The sequence below is a fragment of the Halorubrum sp. CBA1125 genome, assembly GCF_009742825.1.
Lineage (GTDB): Archaea > Halobacteriota > Halobacteria > Halobacteriales > Haloferacaceae > Halorubrum.
In genome coordinates, this window is the sequence record NZ_WPCE01000326.1 from 1 (window position 1) to 1,872 (window position 1,872).

The 1,872-nt window shown below is 68.2% G+C and carries 2 protein-coding genes and 1 pseudogene; all 3 read left to right on the forward strand.

Going from position 1 to position 1,872, the window contains the following annotated elements:
• Positions 1-607: transporter substrate-binding domain-containing protein (locus tag GJ633_RS16310; protein WP_156589605.1), on the forward strand; the 607-nt coding region annotated here is incomplete at its 5' end.
• 1 nt (position 608) lies between these two features.
• A pseudogene (locus GJ633_RS16315) lies at positions 609-1,423 on the forward strand (amino acid ABC transporter permease).
• On the forward strand, positions 1,420-1,872 hold a 453-nt coding region (locus GJ633_RS16320; RefSeq protein ID WP_321169135.1), incomplete at its 3' end, for an ATP-binding cassette domain-containing protein. The pseudogene GJ633_RS16315 and the gene GJ633_RS16320, both read left to right, overlap by 4 nt.

The following is a 1,872-nucleotide window of genomic DNA, read 5'->3' on the forward strand; positions in this document are numbered from 1 at the left end:
CGACCTGCTGGAGGCGGTCGTCGCGGAGACCGACTACGAACTCGGCGAGTGGGCGACCTTCGAGTTCGACTCGCTCATCCCCGCGCTCACCCAGAACGAGGAGATCGACGTGATCGCGGCCGCGATGACGATCACCGAGGACCGCCAGGAGACGATCGCCTTCTCCGATCCCTACTGGGAGTCCGACCAGGCGATCCTCGTGCGCGAGGGCGGCGACTTCCAGCCGTCGGGCTGGGAGGACTTCGAGGGCGTCCGCGTGGGCGCGCAGTCGGGGACGACCGGCGCCGACCAGGTGCAGTCGAACCTCATCGATCCCGGCATCATCGCCGAGGACGACTACTCCTCGTACGACAGCTACGTGTTCGCGGTCGAGGACCTGGTGAACGAGAACGTCGACGCCGTCGTCGTCGACAACCCGGTCGCGGAGACGTTCGCGGCCAACCGTCCCGTGACGATCGCGTTCATCGAGGAGACCGGCGAGCGGTTCGGCTTCGGCCTCCGGCAGGGCGAGTCGGAGCTCCAGTCGGCGCTGAACGACGGGCTCGCGACGGTCCGCGACGACGGGACGTACGAGGAGCTAACCAGCACCTGGTTCGGGCAGGAGTAGGATGTCGGTGGCGGGACCGCTCGCGCTCGCCGCGGTCGACAGCCTCGGCGCCACCGCGTCGGGAACCGTCCCGGCGACCGTCGTCGGTGACGCGGCCGCGACCGCGGGCGTCCTCGGGTTCGTCGGCGAGGCCGCAGACTGGCGGTTCGTCCTGGACAACGCGGACTACCTCGCGTCGGCGTCCTGCTGACGGTCGGACTCACGGTCGCGTCGATCCTCCTCGGATTCGTCCTCGGCTTTCCTGCGGGCGCCGTAGAGGTGTACGGCGAGGGGCTCCCCAAACGGATCGTCAGCACGGTCGGCGTCGTCCTCCGCGGGACCCCGATCGTCGTGATCCTCGTCGTGATGTACTTCGTCGTCGGGATCCCGCAGGTCAACCTCGGCGTCGCCTCGATTTCGCCGGCGATCTCCGCCGGCATTCTGGGGCTCGGCCTGCGAAGCGCCGCCTACCAGTCGCAGATCTTCCGGGCGACGCTCGCCAGCGTCGACGACGGCCAGCTCGAGGCGGGGCGCTCCGTCGGGCTCTCGCGGTTCGAGGCGATCCGCTACGTCGTCGTCCCGCAGGCCCTCCGGCGGTCGATCCCGGGGTTCCAAAACGAGTTCACGATCGTGTTGAAGGACACGAGCATCGTCTTCGCGATCGGGCTCGCAGAGCTTCTGACCCGGGGGTACGACCTGTTCTCGGAGCGAACCACCGCAGTGCTCGAAGTCATCCTGTTCATCAGTGCAATCTACTTCGTCCTCACGTTCACGACGAACCGCGCGCTCGACTACCTCGGCGACTACTACGCGATTCCGGAGGGTGAGTCGACGTGACTGATCCCGACGATGCGTTCCTTCGGGTGTCGGACGTCTCGAAGTGGTACGGCGACGAGCAGGTACTTCACGACGTCTCCTTCGAGATGGACAAAGGCGACGTGACCGTGCTCATCGGGCCGTCCGGCTCCGGCAAGTCGACGATGCTCAGGTGCGTCAACCGGCTCGCGGAGGCCCAGGAGGGGTCGATCACCCTCGACGGCGAAGAGGTGCTCTCGCCCGATCTGGACGTCGACCGACTCCGCCGCGAGGTCGGGATGGTGTTCCAGAGCTTCAACCTGTTCGCGCACCTCACCGCCGTCGGCAACGTCGCGCTCGGGCCGCGGCGCGTGCTCGGGCTCTCCGAGTCGGCGGCGCGCGAACGGGCGGAGGCGCAGCTCGAACGCGTCGGGCTCGGCGACCAGCTCGACTCGTACCCCGCGGAGCTGTCCGGCGGACAGCAACAGCGG